Source organism: Rickettsia sp. MAE-05, assembly GCF_057319745.1.
In genome coordinates this window covers 390,431-413,987 of the sequence record NZ_JBLTIO010000002.1, presented here as the reverse complement: position 1 = coordinate 413,987, position 23,557 = coordinate 390,431, and the positions used below count along the sequence as shown (strand labels likewise).

Sequence of the window (23,557 nt, the reverse complement as noted above, 5' to 3'; positions counted from 1 at the left end):
CGCCTATTAAAAAGCTATACGTTCAATAAGAGTACCAATAACCTTATCATGAATATCCAATGACTTGGAAAAGCAGATTGTCTTACGTGCAAGCCTCTTGCATCTCGTTCTAAGGTTCAAGTTACTTCGTTCTATCCGTTGAGTGTATTTTTTACTGATAATATGCTTTTTAGGGTCTAATAACCTAGCATAACTCCCCCATCCATCTGTATAGTAAAAAGTCACCTTGAAATTCTCTAGTTTTTTCAGTAATGATTCTAATGTGCTATCACATCTTGTACCAAACGTATAAGCAACTACTTTTAACGAAATCTTATCCAAGGCATACCAAAGCCATCGTTGTCTGGATTTATTCTGTACATAAGACCATTGTTCATCTATCTCAGGAGCAATAATTACTTCTGTTGTACTGATAGAATGATTTATTGTTTTTAATACTAGATTTTTTTAAAACACGGATAACTGTATTGATACCCACTTTTAATACTCTTACTGTATCTCTAACTCCAGAGCCGTTGATTGACATTTCTACTATTTGCTCCTTAACTCCAGGCTTAGATGCATTATTAATATACTCCAATTGAAAATATCGATTACACCGCTTGCATTGATATCTCTGTTGTTTTGAAATTGAATATCCTGACTTTATTACTTCTTCTGTGTTGTTACAATATCTACACTTAACATCTATTTTTGCCATAACTCCTTAACTATAATTCTCTCTTATTACTGTTTGAGGATTATAGACTATTTACTCTAAACTGCAATACGGAGGCACGACCAGGATGAGCATACCCTATGTATTAGTATGAAAAACAAGCCAATCATATATGATACATGGAAAAGTAATTTTGATCTATGGCTTTCTAACATAGAGCAATTAGTATCCACAAATACCGATATAGACATGGAAACTTATACATTAGGATCCGACGCTTCACAAATTGATATCATAACTTGATATAAAAAAGAAATATTACTTACCGAATTATGGATAAAGATTTATCCATAATTCGGGTCAATTTAGAGTTAATAACATTCAATTTCAGTTAATGTTATACTTTCAGTACCTGATAATTTATAACAATCATTACTAGTAGAGTTAGGAATTTGTAAGTCAAATAATAGTGTTTTTTCTTCTTTATACGGATCAACTAAGTAAGAATTTGTAATATCTGTAACTATTGGCGATAAGTAAGTTGTTGTTTCAATAAGCTTATCAATAGCATTCTGTCCGTCTTTTAATATTTTATCGACTAGTTTTTTATCTTTATAGAAAGTATTTACGGCACCTATTAAGGTTGTTGATATCTCATATATAATAACACCGTTTTTAATTATAGTGGTTATATTAGAATCTAATTTTGCTGTTTTAGAAAAAATTAAAGAAATAACAGTAGGATATTTATTAAATACATTAGGTAGTTCTAAAAAATTATTTACGGCTGAATAGGCAGAATTGGTTGCTTCTGAAAAACAATTAAATGCTTTATATATGTTTTCATAATTGTTATTGCTCATAAACTTACCTCTTTTTTATATAGATAATTACCATGAAACATGGTAATTACATATCATACTACTATATTAAGAAGTGTCAATATTAAAATTTATTTACTGATATCCTCTAAACTCCATCTAGCTTTTGGACAGAAATTCAAAGGAGTAAATAGCTTATTATTGTAACGCTCAAGTCCTGCATATGCAATTATTGCAGCATTATCGGTACATAAACGGATAGGCGGATAAATAAGCTGATAACCATATGTTTTAGCACAATTACTTAATATTTCTTGTAAATATTTATTGGCAGCAACCCCACCGGCAATAACTATAGCGTCATTTAAAAAGCTTGATCCAAGCGAATTTTGCGGGTAGAGCCTGTGCTCACGTACTTTTGTACGCTCCGCAGGCTCTTCCTTAAATTCATTTTGTCTAAAGCTTTTTAAATTTAGCTGTGTAGTATAATCTATATTCTCGTAATAATCATTTACAACTCGTTCATATGCTATAATAGCATCCTGTACCTTACTACTTAGAATTTCTCCTATGGTGAACTGAAAACTTGCCGCTATATCATTAATTACAGCGTCATTAAGTTCCTTTAAACTCATTATTAAAGTACGTACGGCAGTTTTAAGCCCTGAAAAGGACATATTGCAATTACCGCTGTTAATTATAGGTTTTGGAAATTTATATTTATGAGGATCGCCAAGTTTTGCTCTTTTCTCAATTTCAGGTCCTCCAGGAAAGGCTAAGTTTAGCATTTTTGCTACTTTGTCAAAGGCTTCGCCTACGGCATCATCTATAGTAGATCCTAATATTTTATATTTTCCAAGCCCTAGGACCGCTACAAATTGGCAATGTCCCCCCGAAGCTAACAAGAGTAAATAAGGATAAGGGATATTATCGGTTAGCCTTGCGGTTAAAGCATGACCTTCTAAATGATTAATTGCAATAAATGGTTTTTTTAAAGCACTGCTTAGCGACCTTGCAAACATTGAACCGACTATAACACCGCCGATTAAGCCTGGACCGGAAGTTGCGGCAATTGCACTAATTTCCGTTAATTTAGTGTTGCTCTCTTTTAAAACATTTCTTAATGCTTTATCTAGATTCGATAAGTGAGAACGTGCAGCAATTTCAGGTACGACCCCTCCAAAAACTGCATGTTCTGTATTTTGTGAAATAATTATATTAGATAGGATTTCTCGATTTTCGGTGATTATAGAAACAGCTGTATCGTCACAGCTTGATTCTATACCTAAAATTTTTATCATTCAAATTGAAACCGGTATTGGCTAAAAAAGTAGTGTTGCCTGCGTGGATACCAAATCGTCATTGTTGCGTAGACCGTTTCCGTCATTGCGAGGAGTTGCGTTAGCAACGACGCGGCAATCTCAGGATATTTAACGAGATTGCCACGCAGTCTACGACTGCTCGCAATGACAACTCGTATCCATGCAGCCGGCTCGCAATGACGATATTTATCTTTATTTAATAATGCTTAATTAGATACCTTTAAGGTATTTAGTTGGTTATACAGCTTATAAATAGATTGTTCGGCATCAATAATTTTTTTATTAACTATTTTTAGTAATTTTTCCGAAGGTTTTTCTGTTATTTGCGTTGCAGAACTTACTTGCTCTGCTAAATTTTTAAGTGATTCTTGTATTTCTACAAAAGATTTCTTAAATTGTTCTTTAATAGTAATAGATGATTCTTCAAGCTCTTTAATTTTTAAGCATAGATTTTCTAATAAATGATCTATTTTAGTTTGCATTAAAGTCAATTTTTGCTTTTGTTTTTCACTAAGATAGCTTAAAGTTTCTTGCATTTTTGCCTGTATACGTACTTTTGTAGTACGTTCAAGTTCTGAAGCTAAACCTATTTTACTCATTAAAAATATTATCCATTTGTGAACGTCAAAATGATACCATTTTGCACCGTTACGATAATCTGAAGGAAAAGCATGATGGTAATTATGCCAATTTTCACCTAGTAAAAATAGAGCCATCCACCAAATATCTCCGGCCGTGCCTTTGTAATATTGTTTACTACCGGCAAAGTGGCATAAAGAATTAACACAGAAGGTTGCTTGCTGCTGTAGGAATCTACCGAGCCCCATAAATAAAAATCCTGCATATGCCGATAATATAGTACCGCCGACTAAGTAACCGATAAATAAAGGCACGACAATATTCATAAAAGCTGCTATTTGCCAATAATATTTTAGCTGCCATTTTAATAAATTGTTTTTCCCGTGCTTAGCCCAAGTAATGCGATCAATAGACTTATAGCTACCGCTTCCGACTAGCATCCATCCTATATGAGACCACATAAAGCCTAAAAATTTATTGTCAAATTTTAAAGGAGTATGCGGATCTTGGTCTTGATCCGTATATCTATGATGTTTATAATGATTCGATGCCCAAGATAAAGCCGGTCCTTGTAATGTTCCTGCAGACAGCATAATTAAGACAAACTCGGCATATTTATTTATTTTATAGGCATTATGAGACCATAACCTATGCAAACCAATCCCAACGGTAATATTATTAATATAATAACTAGCAATTATAAAAATAACTTCAGTTAGTCCTATCCCATAATCAAACGAATATTTAACTACAAGAGATATAATAAAAATAGGATAAAATATTAAAGCAAATAAAGCAGGCTTATTTAGTTTACTTAACATAAAATTTACAGTTTTTAGTTATAAAATATATAAATTGGCAACGAATAAAATCTTATTATATTATAGTATACATAAATATAATTAATAAATATTAACATACTTAATGCATAAATACAAAGAAAATTTTGACAACAAAATTCTAGTCGCTATCTTTATTTAAACAATAACCGATAAAACGAACTGTTTTAATAATTAAATTGTCTTTCCCTAAGGCCTCTCTAATTCTATTTATATGAACATCTATAAGACGTTCATTAAAAGTCTCTTCACTTTCCCATAAATATTTTATTATTTCTTGACGCGAAAACACTTCATTTGGAAACTGAAAAAAAAGCCGCAAAATTTTAAACTCAGTAGGACCTAGGCGAATATTCAGTCCGTCTTTGTATACTTTTTCAGTATTTAAATCAATATTTATATTCTTAAATTTAATAATATTATCCTGTAAAACTGACTTAGAACGTCTCAATAAGCTCTTTAAAGTACCTACTATTTGCTCAGATAAAAAGGGCTTATAAAAAATAGTACGTTATCGTCTATTTCTGTTAAATTTAATTGCTTGTTTGGTAATAAAAATATTATAGGAGTTTTAGAAAATTTATTAATTTTTCTAACGTTATTTATTGTTATTAAAGGATTTTCTTGTAATTCTGCACTAATAATCATGATAGCAAGCGGCTGACTAAAGAAATAAGTTAATGCTTTTTCTAGAGTTGAAGCCCTAATTATATTAAATCCTGCTCTCTCTATATCATTACTTAAAGAAATATTAACACTTTTTTATTTTTTCTTCTATAATTAAAAACTTTTGTAATAATTTTCTGATTTATTAGGGTTTATAGCAAACTTTTTATAAAAAGAAACAAAGAAATAATAATTTTTTAAAGATAATACTTGAATTTAATAGTTTTAGTTGCTATAAATAGCTTTATTTTAAAGTTTGTTTGTTGGAGATTTTTATATATCATGAGCTTTTATGAATCAGTTTTTATTATACGCCAAGACGTATCATTAAACGATATAGATAAAATCGTTGATGATTTTGCTAAAATTATTAAAGATAATAATGGCACTATCGTAAAAAAAGAATATTGGGGGTTAAGAACTTTAGCTTACAAAATCGGTAATAACAAAAAAGGACATTATTATTTTTTAGGTCTAGATATTACTGGTAATGTAAAAGAAGAGCTAGAAAGAAAAATGAAGCTTAACGAAAATATCATTAGATTTCTTACAATTAAAGCAGATTCAATTAGTAGTGAACCTTCACCGATATTAAAAAATCAGAGTACAGAGAATACTCCGGTAATTGATGTAACGATTAATAATTAAATTTGTAAGAATTAAGGTTAAAGAATGTTAAAAAGTAATAATGCTAGTGAAACAGCTACTCGCAAGGTAGGAGATAAAACTGCTAAAAAAGTGTTTTTTAGAAGACGTAAAGGATGCCCTCTTTCTGTGCCTAATGCACCTGTTATTGATTATAAAAATCCTGAGCTTTTAATAAAATTTGTCTCTGAAGGCGGTAGAATGCTACCAAGCAGGATCACAAATGTTTGTGCAAAGAAACAAAGAAAGCTAAATAATGCTATTAAAATTGCAAGAATTTTAGCGTTATTACCTTTTGTATTTCAAGCTAAATAAAGGCATAATACATGGAAATTATATTAATAAAACCCGTAAGAAAATTAGGTAAAATTGGCGACATGCTCAAAGTAGCAGACGGATTTGGTCGTAATTATCTTTTACCGCAAAAATTAGCTATTAGAGCTACTGAGCCTAATAAAGAGCTAATAGTGAAACAAAAACACGAATTTGAAGCAAAAGATAAGCAAATAAGAGAAGAAGTAGAAAAAATTAATGCTCTTATTAAAGATCAAAAATTAGTTTTTATCCGTCAAACATCAGATGACGGTAAACTTTTCGGTTCGGTTACTAACAAAGAAATAGCCGATAAATTATCTGAAAATGTATCTTATAATATCTCTCATTCAAATATTATTCTTGATAAACAAATTAAATCTACCGGAATTTATACAGTTGAAATAAGACTCCATGCGGAGCTTAATGCTATAGTTACGGTTATTGTTGCAAGATCAGAATCAGAAGCACAAGATTATTTACGCGAACAAAAGACTGAAACTTCAGTAGATTTAGCTGAGTCAGCATAAATTTTTTCTATCGTCATTGCGAACGAACATCGTTCCTGCGGCAATCTAGTTAAAAATTCTGATTTACAGATATTTTTTTAATTATTTTTCTGGATTGCTACGTCGCTTCGTTTCGGTGTTGTTGCATGGATCGAAAAATCTACTCGATGTCATTCCCGCGTAGGCGGGAATCCAGCATAAATCGAGCTTTTAATTTCAAAAATTTGCTGTATTTATACTTTTTTCTGGATTCCTGCTTTCGCAGGAATGACATACTACTACGTTTGACCACAATATCCAAACACTTTACAATACTAATATTTTTCAACTATGCTATATGAAAAATTTGAGTATAATATCAATAATCTAATAGGTAATTTTGGTTTATCTAAAATAGCGGTTGCAGTCTCCGGTGGGAGCGATTCGGTAGCACTTCTTTATCTCGCTAATATTTGGGCAGAAAAAAATAATATAGAATTATCTGTTATATCGGTTGATCATAACTTACGGGAACAGTCGAAGCAAGAGACCCATTATATCCAAAATATCAGTAATAGTCTAAATCGTAAACATTATAGTTTATCTTTTGATCACCAAAATAATTTTTCCAATTTACAAGAAAGAGCAAGAGAAGGACGCTATGATTTGATGACAAATCTATGTCTAGAACTCGATATATTAGTACTTTTAACTGCTCACCATGAAGATGATTACGTAGAAAATTTTTGTTTAAGATTAGAACGTAATAGCGGTATATTTGGACTTAGTAGCAGTAATATTAATTGGTATAATAATATACAAATAATTAGACCGCTATATAATATTCCAAAAAGTGAATTAGTAGAGTATTTAGTCAGTCATAATATAAAGTGGTTTGAAGATGAGTCAAATTCATCTGATAAATATAGACGAAATATTATTAGGCAAAAATTAGCTAAAGGCGAAGATTATATTAAAGCCGATATAATCTTACAACAGCTTAAAATTAATGATTTACTGGATAATAAATTTAAACCGGAGTTAATATCAGCAATAGCCGAAGCAGTCAAAATTTTTGAATATGGCTTTGCTTTTCTTGATTTAGTTAAATTTGATAAGTTTTCAAATGAGGTGAAAGTACAAATAATTAATTTTTTACTGATAATAATTAGCGGACAATCTAGAGCAGCTCGTTTTTATTCGGTAGAACCTATTTTGAAATTAATTACTCAAGACGTAAACTTTAAGAATACCCTTCATGGCTGTGTAATTAATCGTATACAAAACGAGTTACTTATATACAGGGAATTCAGCAAAAAATTACCTGAAAGTAAAATATTATTGGATAAATCCGTTATTTGGGATAATAGATTTTGCATCACAAGAAATCAAGAAACTCCAAATTGTTTTGTAACTCATCTATCGTTAGAAGATTATAAAATGATAAAGAAACAATTAGATCTAGAACCTTTGAAAAATCTATCCTGCAAAAACCACAATGCAATTTTATTTACCTTACCTATCATTAAAATACTTGAAAAAGTTATAGCAATACCACATATATCATATTATGATAACGACATGTGGAACTTTGAAGTATCTTTTGCTCCAAATTTTGTATCTCGTTTCACCCATTTTTGCTAACACCGGTATTTAGCTTTGTTGCATGGATACCAAATCGTCATTGCGAGCAGCCATAGGCTGTGCGGCAATCCATAAAAAATTAAAAAAATGCTATAAATTAGTGTTTTTTACTGGATTGCTTCATCAAAACTTGCAATTTTTTCTCGTAATGATGAAAAAAACGATCCATGCAACAACGCCTCTAATACCGATAAAAATTTTTATTAGGTTTTATATCGATGAATAATCAAGGTAGAAGTATTTTAGCTTGGGCAGCACTTTTTGTTTTTGTAATATTACTTTTTAATGTTTTCCAATCTGACGGTTTACTTGGCGGAAGAAATAATATAACTTTCTCGGATTTTTTAACACGAGTTGATGAAAAGACCGTTAATTCGGTAAAAATTCAAGGTAGAGTAATTGAAGGCACTTCAAATGACGGCTCTTCTTTTAACACTTATGCTCCTGATTATCCTGATTTAGTAAATCGTCTTACTAGTAATGACGTTAATATTGAAGTGGTGCCTCTTGAAACAAGAATGAATACCTTTTTAGGCTTTTTAATTTCTTGGTTTCCTATGCTTTTATTGATAGGTGTTTGGGTTTTTTTCATGCGTCAAATGCATGGAGGCGGGAAAGCCATGGGGTTTGGAAAATCGAAAGCTAGGTTGCTATCAGATAAAGGACCAAAAATTACCTTTAAAGATGTAGCGGGTATCGATGAAGCAAAAGAAGAATTAACTGAAATAGTAGATTTCTTAAGAGATCCAAGCAAGTTCCAAAAGCTTGGGGGTAAAATACCGAAAGGCTGCTTACTTATAGGGCCTCCTGGAACAGGAAAGACCCTTCTTGCTAAAGCAATTGCAGGTGAGGCTAATGTTCCGTTTTTTAGCATATCCGGCTCTGATTTTGTTGAAATGTTTGTAGGCGTTGGTGCAAGCCGTGTGCGTGACATGTTTGAACAGGGTAAACGTAATGCTCCTTGTATTATCTTTATCGATGAAATTGATGCGGTAGGTCGCCATAGAGGTATCGGTATGGGCGGCGGTAATGATGAACGTGAGCAAACCTTAAACCAAATGTTAGTCGAAATGGACGGCTTTGAAGCAAATGAGGGAGTTGTGATCATTGCAGCTACTAACCGTCCTGACGTACTTGACCGTGCATTATTGCGTCCCGGTAGGTTTGATCGTCAAATTGCCGTTGCAAACCCTGATATAAACGGTCGTGAACAAATTCTAAAAGTACATTTAAAGAAAATTAAATATAATAGTACGGTACTAGCACGAATTATTGCTCGTGGTACCCCGGGCTTTTCCGGTGCTGAACTTGCTAACTTAGTTAATGAGGCTGCTCTTATCGCTGCAAGGCTTGGTAAGAAAGAAGTAGATATGCACGACATGGAAGAGGCAAAAGATAAGGTGCTGATGGGAGTTGCACGTCGTTCTATTGCAATGTCGGAGAAAGAAAAAAGATTAACTGCGTATCATGAAGGAGGACATGCGTTAGTCGGGCTTTATTGTCCTGCAGCATCGCCTATTCATAAGGCTACAATTATACCGCGCGGTAATGCTCTTGGAATGGTGCAAAGACTTCCTGAAACTGATGAATATTCTCAGAATCGTGAACAGATGGAATCATCTATAGCAGTTTATATGGCAGGAAGAGTAGCAGAGGAAATTATTTTCGGTAGAAATAAAGTTACCTCAGGAGCTTCATCGGATATAAAAGGTGCAACTAATATTGCAAGAGCGATGGTTACAAAAGCAGGTTTAAGCGATTTAATAGGACCGATATTCCACGGTTCAAGCAGTGACGATATGTATGGTAGACAAGGAAGTAATGAAACCTCGGAAGCCACTGCAGAGTTAATTGATGCCGAAGTTAAAAAGATTATTACACAAGGATATGAATTTGCAAAAGATATTTTAACAAAACATATAGATCAACTTCATACACTGGCTAATGCTTTGATTGAATATGAGACATTATCCGGTCAGCAAATTAAAAATTTACTTAGCGGTAGAGCTTTAGATTCAGAAGAGGAAAACAAATTTCCTTTTAATGATTCATCTATTATAAAGGTAGATAAAGAAAAATCACCTGAAAAAGCAAAAACAAGTAAGGCTAAAAAAGAAAATTCCGCTTCCTAAGTTTAATAGTATAATTTATGTATAAGTTTATAGATTTATTTTGCGGTATCGGGGGCTTTAGAAAAGCCTTGGAAACAAAGGGGCTTGAATGTGTTTTTTCTTCTGATATAGACAAAGACGTACAAGAAGCATATAAAAGAAATTTTGGTGATAAACCGCATGGTGATATTACTGAAATATCAGAAAACAAAATCCCTAAACATGATATTTTATGTGCTGGTTTTCCTTGCCAATCTTTTAGCATTTCAGGTAAGAGGCTTGGTATAGGAGATAATAATGGCAGACTTTTTTATGAAATAATCAGAATAGCACAATATCACAAACCCTATATATTATTACTTGAGAATGTTAAAAATATTCTGACTATTAATAATGGTAGCGTAATTGAAACTATAGACCAAAAATTAGATGAGATTGGCTATAAAGTATATAGAAATGTGTTAAATGCTTCATTATTTGGAGTACCGCAAGCAAGAGAAAGAGTTTATTTTGTTTGTTTACGAAAAGACTTTAGCAGTGAATATACACTCAAATATGTAAAACCGGAAGAGTCTTATAAAAGGATTTTTCTCAATGATATTTTAGAAAAGGAAGTTGATAAAAGTTTATATATTAATAGAGATGATATTGTTTTAGATAAAACACCGGTTGAAAAGCAATTAAAGCCAATTAGGATTGGTCAAGTTAATAAAGGCGGTCAAGGTGAAAGGATTTACAGCCCTTTCGGTCATTCAATAACTTTATCGGCTTTTGGTGGCGGTGTTGGTGCTAGAACCGGTCTTTATTATATAAATGACAAGATAAGAAGATTATCAATCAATGAATGTAAATATTTAATGGGTTTCCCCCAAGATCATTATGTTGCAGATGGATTAAAGGGTTATAGGCAGTTAGGTAATTCAGTAATTCCACAAATAATAGCAAATATATATGACTCAATAATAGCAGTTTAATGGATAATGGAAACGCATATATAGGTAAAAATGTAGAAACTCTTTTTAAAAATAGTATCAGTGAACATATTGATATAATAGATAAGATTAGAGATGTTTTTAAAATAGAAGGCAATTTTTCACATGCTATTAGCACAGGAATATATGCAGAAAAATCTGATGTTAAAATGAATTTTAGCTGCGGTTATAACATAGATGTTAGTATTAAGGCATATAAGCAGGCAATAGCCTATAATCAACTTACAAGAGCATCTATAAGTAATTTTTGCAAAACATTTAACTTAAATTGTTTAGATTATCTACAAAATTTGATAATTAACAAATCGAGAAATATTAAGTCAAATTTAATTCCATTTGAAGAACAAGAAAGGGTGTTATTAATTTTTCAGCCTATTGCAAAAGAAATGGTTAAATGGTCATTCTCAAATGAAACTGCAAGAGAGTTATTAGTTTTATATCCGAGAGAGGAAAAACTAATGCGTATATATGTAATGAAAGATGTTCTAAAAGCTCTAAATTATGATATTATTTTTATAAATAAGGGTAATATTATAATAGGTAATTATATTGTAATTCAACGAAAAGGGGGGAATGGCTCTTTAAGTAAAACAATCCCTAAAGATTCAATTAAACATCCCGGTAATAACATTCAACTAAAATTAAAAATCAAAGATTTTGTTAATGGTATGAAAAATTGTGAATTAGCTAATTATTTTATATAGTCCTAAAAATAAATTTTAAGAGAGTACTTAAATGGCAGAGTTAAGATTACCGCCAAATTCAGTAGTAAAAAAAGGAAAAGAGCATAAAGAACAAGAGGAAATGCTTAAACCTAGAAAGGTAAAAATTTATAGGTATGACCCTGATCTTGATGAGAATCCTACTATCGATAGTTTTGAGATAGATTTAAGCAAAACCGGACCAATGGTTTTAGATGCTTTAATTAAAATCAAAAACGAAATCGATTCGACTCTAACGTTCAGGCGTTCTTGTCGAGAGGGAATTTGCGGTAGTTGTTCCATGAATATTGACGGTACAAATACTTTAGCTTGCATAAAACCGATAGAAGAGATATCAGGCGATATCAAAATCTATCCGCTTCCTCATATGAAAGTAGTGAAAGACTTAGTACCTGATATGTCGCATTTTTATGCACAATACGAATCTATAGAACCTTGGCTCAAAACCGATAGCCCTACCCCTTCAAACTCTGAAAGGTTACAGTCGATTAAAGACCGAGAAAAGCTTGACGGTTTATATGAGTGTATATTATGTGCTTGCTGTTCTACTTCCTGCCCTAGCTATTGGTGGAACGGTGATAAATATTTAGGTCCTGCGATTTTACTACAAGCATATAGATGGATTGCCGATTCAAGGGATGATCATACCGGCGAACGTCTTGAAGATTTAGAAGATCCGTTCAAGCTTTATCGTTGCCATACGATTATGAATTGTACTAAGACCTGCCCGAAAGGCTTAAATCCTGCTAAAGCTATCGGTAAAATAAAAAGTTTAATTGCAGAACGCCACGGTGTGTAATGAAAAACTTATTTGTTATTTACATAGGGGGTTCTTGTAGCGGAGCTTTAATAGAATTGCATGATATTAGATTAGTTATAGCCGAAACTATTGAGGATACTTATGATTATTTAAAAAAAAGTTGGTGGGGTTCTCTAGAAAGTTTGCATTTAGATGCCTGGGGTGTACTAACTTGGGCTGATGGATATAGCATTGAAATTGTTGACTTTGAACCTAATAATAATCAAGCCAAGTTATATTTTATTAATTTGGGAGGATATGATAGCAAACAATTTACAGAGCTTCATAAAAATATTTTTGTTGTAGCAAAAAGTGAACAAGAAGCAAAATCTCGTGCGTTACAACATATCACAAATTGGGAAGTACCACATAAAGATTATCAGTTTGATGTGGATAAGATTTTGAATGTTAGCGGCTTCCTGAATAATAAAATAAAACTAACTCCTTGTGCCAAAGAGAGTCCTTTTGAATTTATATGTAAATATGTTCCCATTGGAAAATAATGAATTAATTCGTTATCTGTAATACTTTAAATAATGTTCCCATTTGTTTCGGTGATATTAATCTTTCTACTTGTTTTTCTATTATTCTTGCTTGCTCCTCGCTAAGCTTGTCTTGCAATGTTTGCTTGCGTAATAAGATTCCGTTTTCTATTAAAAAATCTCGTTGCGATATTGTATCTATTACATTTATTTTACTATTTTTAGCTACTGTTTTTAATGTATAAAAATCCACATGTGCCGATAAATCAGCTTCTCCAAGATTTTCAAGGATGGGGCAATATTTATGGTTTTTAACCGCTTGTAATGTTGGATTATACTGATATCTAGTTCTGTTACCCGGAGCTAGATCATAGCCGTAATCTATTATTAAGCAGCTGCCGCTTAGTTTTTTTAGATGCTGTGCTATAAATTTTATAATTTCTATTGAGTTATAAGATTCTTCAAGTACTGCTCCATCTTTTGCCTCAATATGAGTTCGTAGTAAATATTCTTGTAATTGCTTATTAATGCTTATTTTGTCATATTTAATTCTTCCGTCTACCGGTTGCACTACAAATGTTTTTTCATACCATAATTCCTTGACTTTAATATATTGCTTTATCGGCATAGCATCAAAGAATTCATTAGCTATTATTATAGTAGGTTTTTTGGGTATATCTTCTACAAATGATTGATGGCTAATCGGTAAATTAATATCTTGTAAATTAGCCTTTTGATGAGCAATAAAATTTTGATTAATTTCTATTAGTTCAATTGATAAAGCTTTGTAAAATTCCGGTACTAATTTTGCAGTGCGTAGTAAATCACGCATTAATAGACCTCGACCGGGACCAAGCTCAACCAAACTAAGACTTTTTGGGCAACCGATTCTTTGCCACTCTTTGATACACCATAAACCGATAATTTCACCGAATAGCTGCGAAATTTCAGGAGCTGTAACAAAGTCACCTTCGCTAGCCAACGATTTTACTTGCTGATAATAGGAAGTAGGATTTGATTGTAATACTTCCTGCATGAGAACATCGCAAGTAATATATCCGGTTTGATCAATTAACTGCCTTATTTTCGATTCGACTGACATATTAAATAAATCCCTAAAAGCAACATCGGTATAGATAAAATCTGTCCCATAGTTAAGCTATCTAAAATAAACCCGATCTGCACGTCAGGTTCTCTAAACATCTCAACAATTATACGGAAAAGAGAATAAAATATTAAATATAGCCCTGAGTTTAAGCCTTGCTTTTTAAGAGTTCCACGTTTAAATACTGAGTATGCTAATATACAAAATAATATTAACCCTTCAAAAAAAGCTTCATATAGCTGACTAGGATGACGGGACTGTAAATCGCTATTTGGAAAAATTATCCCGAAAGAAGAAGTTGTAATGCGTCCATATAATTCACCGTTAATAAAATTGGCGATTCTGCCTAAAAACAACCCGATAGGTACTACAGGCGCTATAATATCCGTGAGGCTTAAAAAATTCACTTTATATTTTCGGCAAAACAAATAAGCGGCGATAGTCATTCCTATAGTAGCACCGTGAAACGACATTCCACCTTCATAGGTTTTTAAAATTTCTATTGGATTTGAAAAATATTTCAAAGGGTTATATAGTAAAACATAACCGAGGCGACCTCCGACTATTATGCCTATAACGGCATAAGTAATGAAATCTTCTAGATTTTTTTTAGTAATTTGAGGCTTAAATTTTTCTATAATTTTGTTTGCATAGAACCAACCTAGCAAAATTCCTACTACATATGAAAGAGAATACCAAGAGATAGCAAGTGGACCTATAGAGAAAATAATTGGATTGATATTAGGAAATGTCATAATAAGTTATTTAATTCATTTAACGTCTGAGTTACGGAAAAATTATGTAAGTAATGGTCATGCCTCCATATTGCAGTTACGCCTATTAAAAAGCTATACGTTCAATAAGAGTACCAATAACCTTATCATGAATATCCAATGACTTGGAAAAGCAGATTGTCTTACGTGCAAGCCTCTTGCATCTCGTTCTAAGGTTCAAGTTACTTCGTTCTATCCGTTGAGTGTATTTTTTACTGATAATATGCTTTTTAGGGTCTAATAACCTAGCATAACTCCCCCATCCATCTGTATAGTAAAAAGTCACCTTGAAATTCTCTAGTTTTTTCAGTAATGATTCTAATGTGCTATCACATCTTGTACCAAACGTATAAGCAACTACTTTTAACGAAATCTTATCCAAGGCATACCAAAGCCATCGTTGTCTGGATTTATTCTGTACATAAGACCATTGTTCATCTATCTCAGGAGCAATAATTACTTTTGTTGTACTGATAGAATGATTTATTGTTTTTAATACTAGATTTTTTTAAAACACGGATAACTGTATTGATACCCACTTTTAATACTCTTACTGTATCTCTAACTCCAGAGCCGTTGATTGACATTTCTACTATTTGCTCCTTAACTCCAGGCTTAGATGCATTATTAATATACTCCAATTGAAAATATCGATTACACCGCTTGCATTGATATCTCTGTTGTTTTGAAATTGAATATCCTGACTTTATTACTTCTTCTGTGTTGTTACAATATCTACACTTAACATCTATTTTTGCCATAACTCCTTAACTATAATTCTCTCTTATTACTGTTTGAGGATTATAGACTATTTACTCTAAACTGCAATACGGAGGCACGACCTAAGTAATTGACGAAGTAATCGAGTTTTTTATTATTTTTATGAATTGCCACAGCCACTTCGTGGCTTCGCAATGACAGTATCTATATTTGCTTAGCAATACCAAGTTCTTTTGAGTTAAAATTATTGATAAAAATAAAATTCTTAGTAATAATAAAAAAGATTTATATTTATAATAATAATGATAGGTAAAATATGCAATATTTAATGGATCTATATCATACCTCAAGTACTGAGTTAGTATTATTGTTTGTTATGTTAGTATCTCTTATACCGGTGATATTTCTAATTAAAAGATTAATTTTTATTCCTGTAAAAAATTATTTAACTAGACATCATTATGATGATTATGAAAGGATACTAAAAAAATATCCTATATTTCGTTATTTATTACACACTTTATTAGCACTTTACTTTATAGGTTGGGGAAATGTTTTTCATCCTACTTCTTTTAAAGCACATGTGTTACTTGGAATCAAAGATACTATAGTAATCTTATATACTGGTATATCCGTGACGATGTTATTATTAACGCTTATAGATGCTTTTGCAGATTTGTATAACAATAGGATCAAGGCCGTTACAAAAAATGCACCGCTTAGCTTATATTTTCAAATATTAAAAATTATTGTCATAGTTATTGCAGCAATGGTAACTATTTCATATATATTAAATATTTCGCTTAGTACATTCTTAACAAGTTTAGGTGCGGCAGCAGCTCTTTTAACATTTGTTTTCAAAGATACCGTTTTAGGGTTACTTGCAAGCTTGCAACTAACTACTCAAGAAATTATTAATATTGGAGACTGGGTACGTATAGGCGAAATTGAAGGAACAGTTGAAAAAATTACTATTTCCGTAGTAACAATTAGGAATTTTGACCAATCTATTTCTACAGTTCCTACTTACAGTATTTTAAATTCTAATGTAACTAATTATAGAGGAATTAGTGAATCAGGAGCAAGAAGGGTAAAGAGAGTATTTAATATTAATATGGCAACTATTAACTTCTGTGATGCTACTATTTTAAAAGAACTAAAAAAATCTCCTTATATATCAAAGGATGTAATAGATAAAATAACTCTTGATAAAGAAGAGAAAGATTTAACCAACATTAAACTATTCAAATTATATATTCAGGAATATCTAAAGAATAATCCAGCAGTTTATACCGAAGGATTTACTTTTCTAGTAAGACAGCTTGAACCTACGATTAATGGGTTGCCTATAGAAATATATATCTTTGTTAAAGAAGTGAATTTAGTAGGTTATGAAAATATACAAGATAATATTTCTGAACATTTAATTTCTATACTTCCTGAATTTAAATTAAAAATATTTCAGAATGTAGGAGTGGTATAATATATCTGAAGTTAAATTTGTATCCAAGATGGAAGCCACCCTTCATCTTGGATATTCACTACTTTTGAAAGAAAAGAAGTATATATACTACTTGATTATTTTCTCTAAATGCTTTAAAACTTAAAGCTTTAAAAATATGAAAATTTAAGACCTAGGAATGAATAATAATATAATTAATTTAATAGCCGCTATTATACTGTCTTTAAGTATAATTTTCGGTTGGCAATATTTTGTTGTAAAACCTGAACAAAAAAAACAGCAACAGCAAATAGCAGTGCAGAAAGCAGAAAATTTAAAGAAACAACAGTTAAAAGCTTTAGTAGAACCTGCGACTGATATTGTTGTTCAAGAAGAAAGCGGGGTACAGCGTATTAAAATAGAATCTGAATCACTCACAGGTTCTATTTCACTAAAAGGACTTAGATTTGATGATTTAATATTAAAGAAATATAAGCAAGATTTATCTAACAATAGTCCTGAAGTGAGATTATTTTCACCGGCTAATACAGAAAATGCCTATTTTGCTGAAATTGGTTTAGTTAGTAATTTATCTAGTGTAAAACTCCCCAACAACGATACTATATGGAATAGTGATAGTGAAATATTAAGCCCTGAAAAACCTGTTAATTTATTTTGGGTTAATGAAGATGGAGTTAAATTTTTAGTTACTATTACTGTCGATGAAAACTATTTATTTACTATAGAGCAAACTATCGTTAATAATAGCGATAAAGAGCTTCCAATCCAATCATATGGTTTAATAAATCGTAAATATACCGCAGTGGAAAAAGCGGTAAATATACTGCATCAAGGACCTATAGGTTGTATAGACGAGAATCTTAAAGAATATTCGTATGATGATATTAAAGATAAGAAAAGTGAAAAATTTGCAGCAAGTAAGGTTGACTGGATAGGAATTACCGATAAATATTGGTTATCTTCCTTGATTCCTGATAAATCAAGGAATTACAGCTCGAATTTTAATTATGCTCTTAAGCAAGGGACTGAAAGATACCAGGTAGATTTTATTTCACCGGTACAAATAATAAAGCCTGGCGAAAATTTTTCCATTAAAAGCAGAATTTTTGCTGGAGCAAAAAAAGTAGACTTACTTGATAAATATGAAAAGCAATATGATATTAAATTATTTGATAGAGCTATTGATTTCGGTTGGTTTTACATAATTACTAAGCCAGTCTTCTACGCTATGAATTTTTTCTATGGCTATGTCGGTAATTTCGGTGTTAGTATATTAATTGTTACGGTTATAATTAAGCTATTGATGTTTACTTTAGCCAATAAGTCTTATCGTTCGATGAAAAAAATGAAAAATTTACAGCCGGAAATCGATAGGATAAAAAATTTATACAGTGATGATAAAGCACGTTTAAATCAAGAAATAATGGCTTTATATAAAAAGGAAAAAGTAAATCCGGTAGCGGGTTGTTTGCCTATACTTGTTCAAATTCCGGTATTTTTCTCTATCTATAAAGTATTATATGTAACTATTGAAATGCGGCAAGCACCGTTTTACGGCTGGATTAAAGACTTATCTGCCCCTGACCCTACTACTATTTTTAATTTATTCGGCTTATTACCGTTTTCACCGCCGTCATTTTTAATGATTGGAGCATGGCCTATTTTAATGGCTATTACTATGTTCTTACAGCAAAAAATGAGTCCTGAACCTGCGGATCCGATGCAAGCTCAAGTAATGAAATTTATGCCGCTAATTTTTTTATTTATGTTTAGTAGTTTTCCTGTGGGACTTTTAATATATTGGTCTTGGAATAATATTCTATCCATAATTCAACAATATTATATTAATAAATTTAATTAATGAGAATAGATAAAAATTTACCTAATTATCTAACTATTGCTCGAATAATGGTAATTCCGGTTATTATACTGGCATTTTATATAAATAATTCACTTGCACGTAAACTTGGAGCATTATTATTTGTTTTAGCTAGTATTACAGATTTTTTTGACGGTTATATTGCAAGAAAATATAATTTAGTTACGAGCTTTGGCAAGATGTTTGATCCTATAGCAGATAAGCTACTAGTAGGTTGCGTTATTATAATGCTGCTAAAAAAAGATAATGTAGATGAGATACCTTGTCTATTAATTTTAGCACGAGAATTTTTAGTTAGCGGTCTTCGGGAATTTTTAGCTTTAGTAAAGGTTAGTGTGCCTGTATCGAGACTCGCTAAGGTAAAAACGTTTTTACAAATGTTTGCTTTATCGATATTGATACTAGGCTCAAAAGGTTCAGGAATTATTTATTTAGATATAGTAGGGGAAATAATTTTATGGATTGCCGCTTTTTTAACAATCATTACAGGTTATTCTTATTTTAAAGCATGTAAGAAATATTTTTAAATAGGAGAATTTTATGATATATGTAAAATATATAATTTTAGGGTTTATTATGGGGTCTAGTTTAAATCTTTACGCTGCTAACAATGATATAATTGCCAATAAGGAAGTCATAAAGGTAGAAGTAAGTAATGAACATTTAAAAACATTAAATGAAGCTTCTACTCTTTTAATTAGTTGTGTAGATTTTAGATTAATAGACGAAACAGATAAATTAATGAAGCAATTAGGGTTAGACGATGATTTTGATAAAGTATCGCTTCCCGGTGCATCGCTTGCCCTCGTTAACGACAAATATACTTATTGGGGAAAAACAATAGAAGATACGATAGGAATTTTACAGCAGTTACATAATATTAAACAAATTGTGTTTCTTGACCATAGAGATTGTGGAGCTTACAAGATGCTTGTAGGTCAAGAACATTTAGACACACGTGAAAAAGAAACGGCAGCACATGCGGAAATTTTAAATAAAGCACGTAACCTAATCAAAGAAAAATTCCCTCAATTAAAGGTTTATACTTTCTTAATGGGCGTTGACGGTGTAGTAGAGCAGATTTATGAAGATGTAACTCTTAGCTCTGTCATTCCGTGATTTATTCACGGAATCCAGTTAAAAATACTAATAATATTAGTATTTTTTATTATTCTCCTGGATACCGTGGACAAGCCACGGTATGACTAATGAGAAAAATAATTTATTTTGTATCTGTATCCTTATTATCTTTAGAATTAGCAGTATTATTTGGAGAGTCGTCTTCTGTAGGTAGTTTAGAGATGGATAGTTTTTGTTTATATTTTTGTTGCTCTGCTAAAAAATTTTGAGCCTCTTTGGAAAGGCTGTTATATAGTTCACGTTTCTTCTTATTAATATCGACTATTGCCACTCTATATTTTTGTATTTCCTCCCGCACTTCCGGTTTTATAGTACCGGCGTAAGTAGAAAAATCATCTATAATTTTTTGTGTTGTAGCGTCGTTGGTTTTTGCTGCATCTTTTTTTGAGCCGTCAGAAGTTGTACTATTGGCAAAGCAGCTTAGACTCAGTAAAATAGCTATTCCAAATATTATTTTTTTTATCATATAAACCTTAAGCCTTATTCTTAATAAGTGGCGTTGTTGCATGGATCGGTTACTGTCACCCCGTGACTTGATCACGGGGTCCAGCTTAAAATACTAATAAGTATTAGTATTTTAAATTGTTTTCTAGATACCGTGGTCAAGCCACGGTATGACATCGAGCGGGCTTTTCGCTCCTCGCAATGACGACCCCGATGTCAGCACAAAAACTTCTTAATAAGTAGACCATTTTTAAGTCTAATAGTCAATGAAAAGATATAATAGAAATTATTTGTATTTTATTGTTTGGTAAGTATAAATATACTAATAGTTGGGAATAAATATAAAATTATGAAAAATATACAATATTATAATAATAATGCTCAAGAGTTTTATAACAGAACAATTAATGCAGATTTATCTGATAATTATAAAGAATTTATTAGCTATTTGCCGAATAAAGCTCATATTCTAGATGCCGGTTGCGGAGTTGGTCGTGATACAAAATATTTTTTAAGTCAAAGATATCAAGTTACTGCTTTTGACGGTTCAACCGAAATGGTTAAATTAGCTACAAAAGAAACCGGAATAAATGTATTACACTCAACTTTTCAAGATATCGATTTTAAGAAGTCGTTTGATGGTGTTTGGGCTCAAGCAACTCTCCTTCATGTACCTTATAATGAAACAACCAATGTTTATAAAAAAATTCACGCTGCATTAAAGCCAGAAGGAATTTTTTATGCTTCTTACGGATATGGGTCGTGCCTCCGTATTGCAGTTTAGAGTAAATAGTCTATAATCCTCAAACAGTAATAAGAGAGAATTATAGTTAAGGAGTTATGGCAAAAATAGATGTTAAGTGTAGATATTGTAACAACACAGAAGAAGTAATAAAGTCAGGATATTCAATTTCAAAACAACAGAGATATCAATGCAAGCGGTGTAATCGATATTTTCAATTGGAGTATATTAATAATGCATCTAAGCCTGGAGTTAAGGAGCAAATAGTAGAAATGTCAATCAACGGCTCTGGAGTTAGAGATACAGTAAGAGTATTAAAAGTGGGTATCAATACAGTTATCCGTGTTTTAAAAAAATCTAGTATTAAAAACAATAAATCATTCTATCAGTACAACAGAAGTAATTATTGCTCCTGAGATAGATGAACAATGGTCTTATGTACAGAATAAATCCAGACAACGATGGCTTTGGTATGCCTTGGATAAGATTTCGTTAAAAGTAGTTGCTTATACGTTTGGTACAAGATGTGATAGCACATTAGAATCATTACTGAAAAAACTAGAGAATTTCAAGGTGACTTTTTACTATACAGATGGATGGGGGAGTTATGCTAGGTTATTAGACCCTAAAAAGCATATTATCAGTAAAAAATACACTCAACGGATAGAACGAAGTAACTTGAACCTTAGAACGAGATGCAAGAGGCTTGCACGTAAGACAATCTGCTTTTCCAAGTCATTGGATATTCATGATAAGGTTATTGGTACTCTTATTGAACGTATAGCTTTTTAATAGGCGTAACTGCAATATGGAGGCATGACCCGGATATGGTTCAGATATTATACAACGTGATGCTCGCGATTTTTACAATATGAATGAAGATACAATAAAACCTTATTTTGATGGGCTGTTTGATATAGTTAAAATATGGACGGAAAAGAGTAAGAGATTCTCTCCAAGTAAAGAAGCATTATGGTTAAATTTTATTGTAAAAAAAAGTAAAACAATATGATTAGATTAGTTTATTTATTTCTCGCTTTAATAATCAGTTTTAAAATATATGCAAAGGAACATAAAGGCTTAACCTATAATCGTTATGAAAAAGATAAGCATGTTATTCATGTGTTAACTATTGATCCTAAGAATTTTAGGTTAAAATTAGTTAAAGCTCACAATCAGGTTATAGGCAGAGAAACAGTAGACGCTATAGCATGCCGCACTAATGCAGTTGCTGCTATTAATGCCGGATTCTTTGAGATTGCAGGTAGCGATGACGGTAGACCTAGCCTTACCTTAATGGTTGACGGCAAGCTATTTAGTCTTAGAAAACAACTACAAAGTTTGTTAATCATAGATCAAAATAATATTCAAATTACCAAGGCTAGTGCAAAAATTTCTGTAGATATAGGCGATAAATCTATTATTCCAAATCAAGTTAATTATTTTTCAAATCTAAAAGATATTAGTTTTTATAATGATGTTTGGGCGTCTACTACATTAACGCCATATACTAATAAGGAAATCTTGATTGACCAGAATTTGATTATTATGGATATAAGCAATCATGGTGATAATCAAATCCCGCAAAAAGGTTTTGTATTATCTTTTCCAAAAGAAATAAGCTTGCCAGCAGTAAATATCAATGATTCCGTAAAGCTAAATTTAGAATTTATCGATAAAGACGGCAAGCCTATAAATTTAAGCAAAACTGCTTCAGTAGTAACCGGCATCCCTGTATTAGTTCAAAACGGTAAAAATATTGTAGATAATCTAAAGCAAAATGATTCGGCTCATGCACGTACTGCTTTGGGATTGCGTAATGACGGCACTATAGTTATAGTTGTAGCCGAGCATATTTATAAGCAACACGTAAAAGACCTTAAACTTGTACAAGCTAGATTAATATTGCGGAAAGAAAAAGGAGTAACTTTTGAGAAATTAACGCTCCCCGAAGCTTTAAAGATTCTAGAAAAACATCTTGTTAATGATACTATAGTAGGATTAACTACTTCAGAGCTTGCAGATTATATGATAAGCCTTGGATGTGAATCGGCAATTAATCTAGATGGCGGCGGTTCTTCTACATTATTTATGGAAGGAAAAATTATAAATAATGTTACAGGCGATGAAGATGAAGCTTTAGGCGAACATACAATACGTCCCGTATCCGATGCAATAGTTATTACCAAATAATATAGACTGAATTTATGCG

Annotated in this window: 24 protein-coding genes and 2 pseudogenes; 17 read left to right on the top strand and 9 right to left on the bottom strand. The window is 31.7% G+C overall.

The genetic code is table 11. The features are described 5' to 3' along the window. Positions 1-6: 6 nt before the first annotated feature. From ACNFN7_RS05725 to ACNFN7_RS05705, 5 genes and pseudogenes are all read right to left on the bottom strand, one after another. Positions 7-700: pseudogene (locus tag ACNFN7_RS05725) on the bottom strand (IS1 family transposase). Between the two features lie 329 nt (positions 701-1,029). Continuing rightward, on the bottom strand, positions 1,030-1,521 hold the full coding sequence (locus tag ACNFN7_RS05720; protein ID WP_485441187.1) for a DUF5424 family protein: 492 nt from the start codon (positions 1,519-1,521) through the stop codon (positions 1,030-1,032). An 89-nt stretch (positions 1,522-1,610) separates the two neighbouring features. Continuing rightward, complete coding sequence (tsaD, locus tag ACNFN7_RS05715; protein WP_485441186.1) at positions 1,611-2,780, bottom strand: tRNA (adenosine(37)-N6)-threonylcarbamoyltransferase complex transferase subunit TsaD; 1,170 nt, start codon at positions 2,778-2,780, stop codon at positions 1,611-1,613. Between the two features lie 227 nt (positions 2,781-3,007). Further along, a complete protein-coding gene (locus ACNFN7_RS05710; protein ID WP_485441185.1) occupies positions 3,008-4,201 on the bottom strand; it encodes a fatty acid desaturase in 1,194 nt (397 codons plus the stop codon). Between the two features lie 139 nt (positions 4,202-4,340). After that, positions 4,341-4,670 (bottom strand): winged helix-turn-helix domain-containing protein, encoded by a 330-nt coding sequence (locus ACNFN7_RS05705; protein ID WP_485441184.1) that lies wholly within the window; start codon positions 4,668-4,670, stop codon positions 4,341-4,343. Positions 4,671-5,167: 497 nt separating this feature from the next. Here ACNFN7_RS05705 and rpsF point away from each other — a divergent pair, with 497 nt between their 5' ends. The 9 genes from rpsF to ACNFN7_RS05660 all read left to right on the top strand — a co-directional run bounded on the left by rpsF (position 5,168) and on the right by ACNFN7_RS05660 (position 13,101). Next, positions 5,168-5,533, top strand: a complete 366-nt coding sequence (gene rpsF / locus ACNFN7_RS05700; protein WP_041078796.1) for a 30S ribosomal protein S6 — start codon at positions 5,168-5,170, stop codon at positions 5,531-5,533. Between the two features lie 24 nt (positions 5,534-5,557). Next, positions 5,558-5,845 carry a 30S ribosomal protein S18 gene (rpsR, locus tag ACNFN7_RS05695; protein WP_010420625.1) on the top strand — a complete coding sequence of 96 codons (288 nt, stop codon included), beginning with the start codon at positions 5,558-5,560 and terminating at the stop codon, positions 5,843-5,845. An 11-nt stretch (positions 5,846-5,856) separates the two neighbouring features. After that, positions 5,857-6,372: a 50S ribosomal protein L9 gene (gene rplI / locus ACNFN7_RS05690; protein WP_485441183.1), complete on the top strand. Its 516-nt coding sequence runs from the start codon at positions 5,857-5,859 to the stop codon at positions 6,370-6,372. Between the two features lie 309 nt (positions 6,373-6,681). Next, a complete protein-coding gene (gene tilS / locus ACNFN7_RS05685) occupies positions 6,682-7,974 on the top strand; it encodes a tRNA lysidine(34) synthetase TilS (protein ID WP_485441182.1) in 1,293 nt (430 codons plus the stop codon). Between the two features lie 218 nt (positions 7,975-8,192). Further along, positions 8,193-10,106 (top strand): ATP-dependent zinc metalloprotease FtsH, encoded by a 1,914-nt coding sequence (ftsH, locus tag ACNFN7_RS05680; protein ID WP_485441181.1) that lies wholly within the window; start codon positions 8,193-8,195, stop codon positions 10,104-10,106. A 17-nt stretch (positions 10,107-10,123) separates the two neighbouring features. Continuing rightward, complete coding sequence (locus ACNFN7_RS05675; protein WP_485441180.1) at positions 10,124-11,059, top strand: DNA cytosine methyltransferase; 936 nt, start codon at positions 10,124-10,126, stop codon at positions 11,057-11,059. Then, positions 11,059-11,781, top strand: coding sequence for a hypothetical protein (locus tag ACNFN7_RS05670; protein ID WP_485441179.1), 723 nt, complete (start codon positions 11,059-11,061; stop codon positions 11,779-11,781). Before ACNFN7_RS05675 ends, ACNFN7_RS05670 begins: the two co-directional genes overlap by 1 nt. 31 nt (positions 11,782-11,812) lie before the next feature. Then, on the top strand, positions 11,813-12,598 hold the full coding sequence (locus ACNFN7_RS05665) for a succinate dehydrogenase iron-sulfur subunit (protein WP_040256770.1): 786 nt from the start codon (positions 11,813-11,815) through the stop codon (positions 12,596-12,598). After that, positions 12,598-13,101, top strand: coding sequence for a DUF1543 domain-containing protein (locus ACNFN7_RS05660; protein ID WP_485441178.1), 504 nt, complete (start codon positions 12,598-12,600; stop codon positions 13,099-13,101). The genes ACNFN7_RS05665 and ACNFN7_RS05660 overlap by 1 nt, the downstream gene beginning before the upstream one ends. Positions 13,102-13,105: 4 nt before the next feature. Here ACNFN7_RS05660 and ACNFN7_RS05655 read toward each other — a convergent pair whose 3' ends face one another. From ACNFN7_RS05655 to ACNFN7_RS05645, 3 genes are all read right to left on the bottom strand, one after another. Continuing rightward, positions 13,106-14,182 carry a class I SAM-dependent methyltransferase gene (locus ACNFN7_RS05655; protein ID WP_485441177.1) on the bottom strand — a complete coding sequence of 359 codons (1,077 nt, stop codon included), beginning with the start codon at positions 14,180-14,182 and terminating at the stop codon, positions 13,106-13,108. Beyond that, complete coding sequence (gene lgt / locus ACNFN7_RS05650; RefSeq protein ID WP_485441176.1) at positions 14,161-14,940, bottom strand: prolipoprotein diacylglyceryl transferase; 780 nt, start codon at positions 14,938-14,940, stop codon at positions 14,161-14,163. The genes ACNFN7_RS05655 and lgt overlap by 22 nt, the downstream gene beginning before the upstream one ends. Before the next feature lie 85 nt (positions 14,941-15,025). After that, a protein-coding gene (locus tag ACNFN7_RS05645) for an IS1 family transposase (RefSeq protein ID WP_485440526.1) occupies positions 15,026-15,719 on the bottom strand; the annotation gives its coding sequence in 2 pieces (ribosomal slippage) (positions 15,026-15,434 and positions 15,433-15,719; 696 coding nt in all). 275 nt (positions 15,720-15,994) lie between these two features. On the opposite strand from ACNFN7_RS05645, the gene ACNFN7_RS05640 reads away from it, so the two are divergent. From ACNFN7_RS05640 to ACNFN7_RS05625, 4 genes are all read left to right on the top strand, one after another. Further along, entirely contained in the window at positions 15,995-17,161 is a 1,167-nt protein-coding gene (locus tag ACNFN7_RS05640; protein ID WP_485441175.1) for a mechanosensitive ion channel family protein, read from the top strand. Between the two features lie 157 nt (positions 17,162-17,318). Next, complete coding sequence (gene yidC, locus ACNFN7_RS05635; protein ID WP_485441174.1) at positions 17,319-19,001, top strand: membrane protein insertase YidC; 1,683 nt, start codon at positions 17,319-17,321, stop codon at positions 18,999-19,001. Next, a complete protein-coding gene (gene pgsA / locus ACNFN7_RS05630; RefSeq protein WP_202069581.1) occupies positions 19,001-19,546 on the top strand; it encodes a CDP-diacylglycerol--glycerol-3-phosphate 3-phosphatidyltransferase in 546 nt (181 codons plus the stop codon). Before yidC ends, pgsA begins: the two co-directional genes overlap by 1 nt. Positions 19,547-19,559: 13 nt before the next feature. Next, on the top strand, positions 19,560-20,138 hold the full coding sequence (locus ACNFN7_RS05625; RefSeq protein ID WP_011270483.1) for a carbonic anhydrase: 579 nt from the start codon (positions 19,560-19,562) through the stop codon (positions 20,136-20,138). Between the two features lie 103 nt (positions 20,139-20,241). On the opposite strand, the gene ACNFN7_RS05620 is transcribed toward ACNFN7_RS05625, so the two are convergent. After that, entirely contained in the window at positions 20,242-20,625 is a 384-nt protein-coding gene (locus ACNFN7_RS05620) for a hypothetical protein (protein WP_485441173.1), read from the bottom strand. Between the two features lie 327 nt (positions 20,626-20,952). On the opposite strand from ACNFN7_RS05620, the gene ACNFN7_RS05615 reads away from it, so the two are divergent. The 4 genes and pseudogenes from ACNFN7_RS05615 to ACNFN7_RS05600 all read left to right on the top strand — a co-directional run bounded on the left by ACNFN7_RS05615 (position 20,953) and on the right by ACNFN7_RS05600 (position 23,538). Then, positions 20,953-21,387, top strand: a complete 435-nt coding sequence (locus tag ACNFN7_RS05615; protein ID WP_485441172.1) for a class I SAM-dependent methyltransferase — start codon at positions 20,953-20,955, stop codon at positions 21,385-21,387. 56 nt (positions 21,388-21,443) lie between these two features. Continuing rightward, positions 21,444-22,137: pseudogene (locus tag ACNFN7_RS05610) on the top strand (IS1 family transposase). A 79-nt stretch (positions 22,138-22,216) separates the two neighbouring features. Further along, positions 22,217-22,357 carry a tellurite resistance-like protein gene (locus ACNFN7_RS05605; RefSeq protein ID WP_485441171.1) on the top strand — a complete coding sequence of 47 codons (141 nt, stop codon included), beginning with the start codon at positions 22,217-22,219 and terminating at the stop codon, positions 22,355-22,357. After that, positions 22,354-23,538: a phosphodiester glycosidase family protein gene (locus ACNFN7_RS05600; RefSeq protein WP_485441170.1), complete on the top strand. Its 1,185-nt coding sequence runs from the start codon at positions 22,354-22,356 to the stop codon at positions 23,536-23,538. Before ACNFN7_RS05605 ends, ACNFN7_RS05600 begins: the two co-directional genes overlap by 4 nt. Positions 23,539-23,557 lie beyond the last annotated feature (19 nt).